This window comes from Pseudomonas sp. NBRC 111138 (assembly GCF_001320835.1).
GTDB lineage: Bacteria > Pseudomonadota > Gammaproteobacteria > Pseudomonadales > Pseudomonadaceae > Aquipseudomonas > Aquipseudomonas paracarnis.
The window spans coordinates 23,610-30,141 of sequence record NZ_BCBO01000025.1 but is presented as its reverse complement, the minus strand read 5'-3'; the positions used below and the strand labels follow the sequence as shown (position 1 = coordinate 30,141).

General features: G+C 60.1%; 11 protein-coding genes. All 11 read right to left on the bottom strand.

Features of this window, described 5'->3' with window-relative positions; all coding sequences use genetic code 11:
• A partial coding sequence (locus APH41_RS04885) for a phage major tail tube protein (RefSeq protein ID WP_054917794.1) occupies positions 1-341 on the bottom strand: 341 nt, incomplete at its 3' end.
• Positions 341-1,507 (bottom strand): hypothetical protein, encoded by a 1,167-nt coding sequence (locus tag APH41_RS04880; RefSeq protein ID WP_054917792.1) that lies wholly within the window; start codon positions 1,505-1,507, stop codon positions 341-343. The genes APH41_RS04880 and APH41_RS04885, both read right to left, overlap by 1 nt.
• A gap of 2 nt (positions 1,508-1,509) precedes the next feature.
• Positions 1,510-1,683 carry a hypothetical protein gene (locus tag APH41_RS29005; protein ID WP_177333549.1) on the bottom strand — a complete coding sequence of 58 codons (174 nt, stop codon included), beginning with the start codon at positions 1,681-1,683 and terminating at the stop codon, positions 1,510-1,512.
• A gap of 87 nt (positions 1,684-1,770) precedes the next feature.
• The gene (locus APH41_RS04875; protein WP_054917790.1) at positions 1,771-2,007 is read right to left on the bottom strand and encodes a tail fiber assembly protein; all 237 of its coding nucleotides are present in this window, start codon (positions 2,005-2,007) and stop codon (positions 1,771-1,773) included.
• Positions 2,008-2,018: 11 nt separating this feature from the next.
• The gene (locus APH41_RS04870; RefSeq protein WP_054917788.1) at positions 2,019-2,783 is read right to left on the bottom strand and encodes a hypothetical protein; all 765 of its coding nucleotides are present in this window, start codon (positions 2,781-2,783) and stop codon (positions 2,019-2,021) included.
• A 94-nt stretch (positions 2,784-2,877) separates the two neighbouring features.
• A complete protein-coding gene (locus APH41_RS04865) occupies positions 2,878-3,414 on the bottom strand; it encodes a hypothetical protein (protein ID WP_054917786.1) in 537 nt (178 codons plus the stop codon).
• Positions 3,411-4,049 carry a phage tail protein I gene (locus tag APH41_RS04860; RefSeq protein ID WP_054917784.1) on the bottom strand — a complete coding sequence of 213 codons (639 nt, stop codon included), beginning with the start codon at positions 4,047-4,049 and terminating at the stop codon, positions 3,411-3,413. The genes APH41_RS04865 and APH41_RS04860 overlap by 4 nt, the downstream gene beginning before the upstream one ends.
• Positions 4,046-5,041, bottom strand: coding sequence for a baseplate J/gp47 family protein (locus APH41_RS04855; protein ID WP_054917782.1), 996 nt, complete (start codon positions 5,039-5,041; stop codon positions 4,046-4,048). Before APH41_RS04855 ends, APH41_RS04860 begins: the two co-directional genes overlap by 4 nt.
• Positions 5,038-5,370, bottom strand: coding sequence for a phage baseplate protein (locus tag APH41_RS04850; RefSeq protein ID WP_032893295.1), 333 nt, complete (start codon positions 5,368-5,370; stop codon positions 5,038-5,040). Before APH41_RS04850 ends, APH41_RS04855 begins: the two co-directional genes overlap by 4 nt.
• Positions 5,371-5,379: 9 nt before the next feature.
• Positions 5,380-5,991 (bottom strand): phage baseplate assembly protein V, encoded by a 612-nt coding sequence (locus APH41_RS04845; protein ID WP_034126477.1) that lies wholly within the window; start codon positions 5,989-5,991, stop codon positions 5,380-5,382.
• A gap of 3 nt (positions 5,992-5,994) precedes the next feature.
• Positions 5,995-6,510, bottom strand: a complete 516-nt coding sequence (locus APH41_RS04840) for a hypothetical protein (RefSeq protein ID WP_054917779.1) — start codon at positions 6,508-6,510, stop codon at positions 5,995-5,997.
• Between the last annotated feature and the right edge of the window lie 22 nt (positions 6,511-6,532).

Sequence of the window (6,532 nt, the reverse complement as noted above, 5' to 3'; positions counted from 1 at the left end):
AGCTTCGCCTCCTCCAGGGATTTGAGCTTGCCGCCCACGGTGTGGTAGGTGAAGTAGGTCTTGCCGTCCTGGTCTTGGCCGGCTTCACGCACGTTCAGCAAGATGTCGTCGCCCGTGCGCACGCCCAGGGCCAGCATGATTTCCGGGCCGGCACCTTGCAGCACCAGCTTGGCATTGAGCACCTTGCCGCTCTTGGCCATTTCCTCGGCAATAAAGCGCCCGCCGGACATGGGCTCCATGTCGAACTCGATCTTCGGCGGGGTGAACTCTTCCACGGTTGCGGACAACGGCAGGCCTTGAAGGGTGGCCGCAATGGCCTGTCTGACTCGGTTGGTAAACATTAGAGAACGTCCTCCAGGAACTGCTCGATGATTTCATCGCGGGCGTTGAGTTGATAAACCATGTGTTCGTTCGGTGCGTAGCGGCCGTAGTCGATGACGATGAACCAGGTGCCGTTTTTGTACTTCTCGACGCTGTTCAGCTCCGGGTGCAGGTACACGCTGCCGCCGGGAATGGTTTCGTCGGCCACCAGGGTTTGCAGCCAGTCGTTGATGCGCTTGACCTCCTGATCCATGAAGGACTTGGTGAGGTTCTTGGCCATGGCTTTCTGGCCGGCCTTGACCAGCTTGCGGCTGATGGCATCTTCCAGGCCGACGTAGCTGATGAACTTGCCGGTGATGGAGCGGTTACCCAGCAGCGAGAAGCCGCCGAGGATGGTGCGAGCGTAGTAGCTCACGCCGTAGCGGTTGAGCAGGTCGCCTTCGGTGGAGGTGTCGAGGATGTTGTACTCGACCACGCGGGAAACGTCCTCGGCGAAGGTCACCTGGTTACCTGGGCTTTCCCACTGCTTGACCTTGGCCAATGCGGCGATGGCCAGCGAGGATGGCGACAGGAACACGTTCTTCTTCGCGGCCTTGGAGTACACCGACGGCATGTTGTGCACCAGCAGGCAACGGTCGAAGCCCTGGTCGGCCCCGCCCAGTTCGCCGCTGTAGGTCACTTGGTCGGCAACGGACGCGTCCTTGCCATCCAGTACCACACGGGCCTTGATGCGCTTGCCGAAAGAGGCGAACTCACCAGCCACAGCCTTGGTGCCGGTAAAGCCTGGAGCGCCGATGATGGTCAGGTCTTCAGGCACGCTGCTCAGGGCCGCCAGGCCCAGCTTGCGACCGGTGACCGGGTCGTTGCCGCCGATCACATTATTGATCGTATCGGCCGGGGTGGCGCCTTCCTCGACGATGACCACATAAACCGGCACCTTCACCACTTTGAGGATCTGGTACACCGCTTGGAACAAGGTTCCCGACTCAGTGCCGGTAGGGTCCAGCAACGCCTGAGTGGTAAAGCTGTTGATGCGAAACGGCGCGTTTTTCGGGATCGACGCATGGGCATTCGGCGCAGTGCCGACCAGGCCAATGACGTTATCGCCAAGGCCACCCATGGCCTCGGGGGATTCAGTGGCATTCACAGTGATGCCGTTGTGCTCGAAGTTCAGGACTTCTGCCATGGTTATTCAGCCTTCTTGGGGGTGGAGTTGAGGACGCTGGTCAGTTCCAGGCGGCCAGCGGTGCGCAGGGCAGATGCTTCGACGTCCAGCAGTTCCAGTTCCTCGCCAGCGGTGGACCAATGGCCTTTGCCGATGGGGAATGGGATGAGGACGGTGTAGGTTTGGCGGGTGGGCATGGGTGGAGATCTCCGGGATGGAAAATGTTAAAGCCCCTGCAGGAGGGGCTTTCGGGGGGCGAAAAAACCGCTTTCGCGGTGGGGGGCTTACTTCAGGAAGCGGGGCTTTTCAGGCCATACCACCGCGTCCGGGTCGGCACCCTGATCGGGGATGTCGCGCAGAGCTTTACGGTAGGCCACGAACACTGAGCGATCTTCGTCGGCCATTGGGTAATCAGGCATGGCCGCATAGTCGCTAGATGCCAGGTCGGCGTCCCGGGACTTACGAATGAGCGTCCACTTGATCAAAGGGTGAAGCTCAGCAGGTACAAATTCAGGTTTCATCAATATTCTCCTTAACCCAAAGCCAACATGGTTCCCCAGTCAGCGGGGTGGGCAACTACGCCCGTACAAGCGCCCGCCAGCATTACTTCAACAACTCCACCCTCGGAGTTGCGCATTGGATGAAGATGCGCGTAATACCCAAAACGCTGGGCCGGCAATACCACCTCAGAACACCAACGCCACTTACCCTTTTCGCTCTGTGTACTCCAAAAACCTGAAACAGCGCCCTCAATCACTCGAACAAAAGCTCCGAAAGTCATACACGAATTCAGACTCACGGGCGTCCCTCCGCTTGCCCTGTCGCTGTCAACAGAATAAGGAAACGCAAGCCACATGCCGCTCTGCGGGGTGCCTTGATTGTCCGACCATTTCATTTGCCAGACGTTAATACTGGTGCGCCAATATCCAGTCGAGCTTATGTCGAAATCTGGATATTGCTCACGCACATCCGCCTGTACCTGAAGCATAAAGTCGACGTCCGCCTGAGGCCGCCCCGCAGTTTGCGCCGCCGCGGTCACCGTCCGCAGTTTTGTGGCAGTTACCTGTTGATGAACAGCCCACCCATCAATCAGGGTTCCCGTGGCATCCGCTGTCATATTGAAGTTTCGCGTAAGCGCCAGCCTAGGCAACCTCTGCTCCAGGCTTACAAGCTGTGCCTCATATTTTCGACGCGAAGCTTCAAGCGCCTTATCAATATCATCGACCTTGCTCGTAACGATGTTCGTCAAATTATTTGCCGCGCTTACAACAGCGGCCAATTGCTGTTCAGTACTCACTGTTTGAACTCCCTGTATTCCATTAATATTTCCCCTGAGTTTTCAATCAAGCCCAAAGAGCGGCTTCATGGTGACAAGTAAAATGGCTCTGTCGCTAAGTCGCATTCTTTTCCAAAACCATTACCCGAAATAGAACCCCTACACCTCGGGCCATGTTGTCGACGCTTGCCGCCGAAAGAGAAGCAAGCTCTTCGACCAGCAAAATATTGAGGTTTTCAGACCCCACTACCACCGTAACGCTATCCGCCGGCAACGGCGAAACATCCAGCGTAAACTTCTGCAGCACCCGCGCCGCCGCTGCTTTATACGTCAGCAACTTCCCCGCCACGGAATACACCGCCAACAACGTCCCGCTGGCGAGGTAAAACCCGAACTCACCAATCTCATACTCACCGTCGCCATCAAACAGCGCGGCCATCCTGAGTTGGCGCTCGCCCAGGTCTTCGTAATCGACGATGGCCACCCGTTGGCGCTCGTCACGCAAGGCCACTTCCGTGCCGTCGGGGTTGTAGCGGCCGGTGCCGGCGCCAACGTGGGTGATTTCGCCTTTGAGGCCCTGGTTCTTTGCCTGCAGCACTTCATCCAAACCTTTGGAGGTGAAGCGCACCAGGCGCGTGATTTCATCTGTCATGGCTGCGCCCTGAGGTCGTAATCGTTAATGGTGTAGTGCTGGGCAACCCCGGCACTGTTTAGCCGGGCAACCAGCGCCAAGTCCGGCAACGCGCCGTTCAGGTAGAACTCGCCGTCGCTTAAAGGCGCGTCGAGCACTTGCGTTAGCGCGAGCTGGCCTTCGGTTTCATGCACGATGGTGATCGTCGCCTGATCGCGCTCACTTTTGGCTGCGTTGACACGCCGGATCAGCCGGTTATGGTCGCCGCTGGACCAACTGCGCCCGATGATCGCCTGCACGTCGAAGGTGTAAGGCACGCCCAGCGGACGTTGCTGGTACCAGGCGCTGATATTGGGCGTGAAGCCCAATGACTCCACCGCATGACTCAGCGCCTTGGGTGTGCCGGCCTGGCGCTGGATTTGCCAGGACAAGGCCACGGTCAGGCGTTTCTCCGCCTCGCTGGCCTCGGCATCCCACTCGCTGACGCCACGGTCTGCGGCCAGGTAAGGCAGGAATTCGCTGGGGGTGTGCAGCGGGTTCATCAGTGCCGGAAACGGCGGGGTGACGCGCTCAAGCAATGTGCCGAAGCCCAGGTCCAACGCCTTTTCCAGCGGTGAGCTGTTGGCGGGCAGCAAACTCGCTTTGGGTTCACTCATAGCGTGCGCACCTCCACCTCGACGCCCGTGCAATGCGGGGCCTGGAACGCGGTGCTGACAATCGGCGCCAGCGGTTCGAGGATTTGCAGTTGCGCAGCGCCGGCACTGTGGATGGCGTAGTCGATCCAGCTGGGGTCCACCCGCCCTTCCAGGCGGTGGCAGGACTCTGCGTAATCTTGCAGCAGTTTCTGCGCCGCCACTTGGGTCAGCCCCGAGTCCGGGCCGGCGTTGATCTTGGCCACCACGCGAATTTTGTAGGGTTGAATCTGCGCGCCCTGGACGCTGACCAGGTCGGTTTCGGGCCGTACATCCGGCCGTGCGAAATGTCGACGTACACCGTCAAGCAAGTCGGCAGATGGCGTGCCGTCACCCTCCCTGGAAAGCACGGTGACCATGACTTCCCCCGGTGCGGTGCGTCGGGCGTTGCCGTCCTTGATCTGGGCCGCATAGCCGTCCGGGTCGAAGGTGTAGGTGACCGTGACCACACCCGGCGTCGCGCTCTGTACTTTCACCACTGGACGCTCGCCAAGGGTGAACACTTCACGGCGATACTGCATCCGCGAGCCTGCTGCTGGAGCGTGGGGTGCCAGGTAGTAACGCAGGCGAGCGTCGTCATCGCTTTCCAAAGTAGGCGGCACCGGCGGGAACGCGGCCGGGTCGCCAGGGTCGAGCATTTGGCGTTCCAGACCCATATCGGCCAGGCGTGCATCCAGGTTACTACCGGTTGCCCACCACGCCAGCATCTGCTTGATGCGGGCGTTGTATTTGCGTTCGTGGGTTTGCAGACGCACGCAAAAAGCCTCCAGGGCCAGGGTCAGCAGTTCGCTCTCGTTGTCGAGGCTGACCTGGAGTTTGGCTGCGCTTTGCGGAGCGCGGGTGGCGACATAGTCGATGACAAACGCTTTGAATTCGGCCAGCAACGGTTCGAACTCATCCACCTTAATGATGGCCGGTTCCGCCAGTTGGTTCTGGCCGGGGATCAACATGCTCATGTCACGACCTCGAAGGATTGTTGGCGGTTTTTCCAGGTGCCGGCAAACCGCAACAGCAGGCCGGCGCCCTGGCGAGTGGCGACGATGACCTGAGGGTCGAAGTCGCCGATGCCGTTGTGGGTGTTGTAGAAGGCCTGCGCGGCGTGGCTCTGGGCGAGGATCAACAGGTCGTCGCCGAGGTTCTGGCCGAGCAACTGTGGGATCAGCGAGCCGTACAACGGGCGTTTTTGCCGAGTGCCCACAGGGGTGGTCAGCGCTCGGGTGGCGCGCTGCACAAATTGCAGCCAGTCGTCGACGGCCGCCCCGGTGTTCCTATCGATTCCAAGCATGGGGTGTCCTTATCGGGGGCTGATGACGCGTCCTTGATGGTCCACCACCGGGCCGCTGAAGTGCGCGCCGCCGGCATCCAGCAACAGACTGGTGCCGCCGACTTGCAGGGTGATGCCTTGGGCGTTGAGGGTCAGGCTGGCGGCGCCGACTTTGACGTCAACCTGTTCGCGGGAACCGCTGAAGCTGGTCGGGCCGTTGACCCAGTTGAAGGTGTGGCTGGCGTCGTCATAGTCGCTTTGGGTGCCATCTTGATGCCGGCGCCGAGTCAGCGTTGCCACGCTGGAGACCGGCGGGAAGCGATCACTGTTAAGGCCGAACAGGGCCACGGATTGCACACCGCCCTCCCCCCCGCCGTAGTTGAGCAGCAGGCATTGCTCACCCACCGTGGGAATGCGGGTTTCGGTTTGTGCACCGGCACTGGGGTTGAAAAAGCGGATCGCCGGGGTCAGCAAATCACCGTGGCTGACCTTGCAGGTGTTGCTGGCTGCATCGACCTGCTGGCAAATGCCGATCCGGCAGAAGCTTTCAGCGCGGCGGTAAAGGTCTTCGAGCTGGCTCTCCATCTCTGCCAGGCGTTCGACGATCGGTCCCAATTGCATGCGTAACAGCGCGTCGAACATGGGCTACTCCGCCAGTGGCTGGTATTGGGTTGGGTCGTCGATGTTGGAGACGTCCCAGGTACAGGCAAATAGCGGTTGGCCTGTGGGATCGTCGAGTAACGCCGGCCCCAGATAGAGGGTTTGCGTGAAGGAAACCGTCCAGGTGTCGTAATCCGTTTCCACGGAAGTGCGCAAAGCGGGCGCAGCGACGATATTCGCCGGCAAATCGCACTGTGCCGGGGGCAGGTCCCATCGGTTATCCAGCACCAAGTCCATCAGTTGGCTGGCCAGGTCGCAGGCATCGAACGCCAATGCACCGGGAGCAACCATGGCCCTGAGTGAAATGGCCAAGACGTGGGCTTTGCGCCCCTCGCGAGAGCGAATGCCAGGGCCATTACCTTCGACCGTAACCATTACGCCGTTTTTTTCAGCGTCGCCCTGGAAATCCTGGTGGCTCCCCACCTTGAGGCCCGGGAGGGCTGCATGCAGCGCCGCGCCAATGGCCTGGGGCAGTTGCGATGGCTTTTCGATAAGCGTCATTTTAGTAGCGTCCTTGCAACAA

What these genes read in the sequence shown, in the direction of transcription:
- APH41_RS04880 (WP_054917792.1), bottom strand. Translation starts at nt 1,507, where the DNA reads ATGGCAGAAGTCCTGAACTTCGAGCACAACGGCATCACTGTGAATGCC.
- APH41_RS29005 (WP_177333549.1), bottom strand. Translation starts at nt 1,683, where the DNA reads ATGCCCACCCGCCAAACCTACACCGTCCTCATCCCATTCCCCATCGGC.
- APH41_RS04875 (WP_054917790.1), bottom strand. Translation starts at nt 2,007, where the DNA reads ATGAAACCTGAATTTGTACCTGCTGAGCTTCACCCTTTGATCAAGTGG.
- APH41_RS04865 (WP_054917786.1), bottom strand. Translation starts at nt 3,414, where the DNA reads ATGACAGATGAAATCACGCGCCTGGTGCGCTTCACCTCCAAAGGTTTG.
- APH41_RS04860 (WP_054917784.1), bottom strand. Translation starts at nt 4,049, where the DNA reads ATGAGTGAACCCAAAGCGAGTTTGCTGCCCGCCAACAGCTCACCGCTG.
- APH41_RS04855 (WP_054917782.1), bottom strand. Translation starts at nt 5,041, where the DNA reads ATGAGCATGTTGATCCCCGGCCAGAACCAACTGGCGGAACCGGCCATC.
- APH41_RS04850 (WP_032893295.1), bottom strand. Translation starts at nt 5,370, where the DNA reads ATGCTTGGAATCGATAGGAACACCGGGGCGGCCGTCGACGACTGGCTG.
- APH41_RS04845 (WP_034126477.1), bottom strand. Translation starts at nt 5,991, where the DNA reads ATGTTCGACGCGCTGTTACGCATGCAATTGGGACCGATCGTCGAACGC.
- APH41_RS04840 (WP_054917779.1), bottom strand. Translation starts at nt 6,510, where the DNA reads ATGACGCTTATCGAAAAGCCATCGCAACTGCCCCAGGCCATTGGCGCG.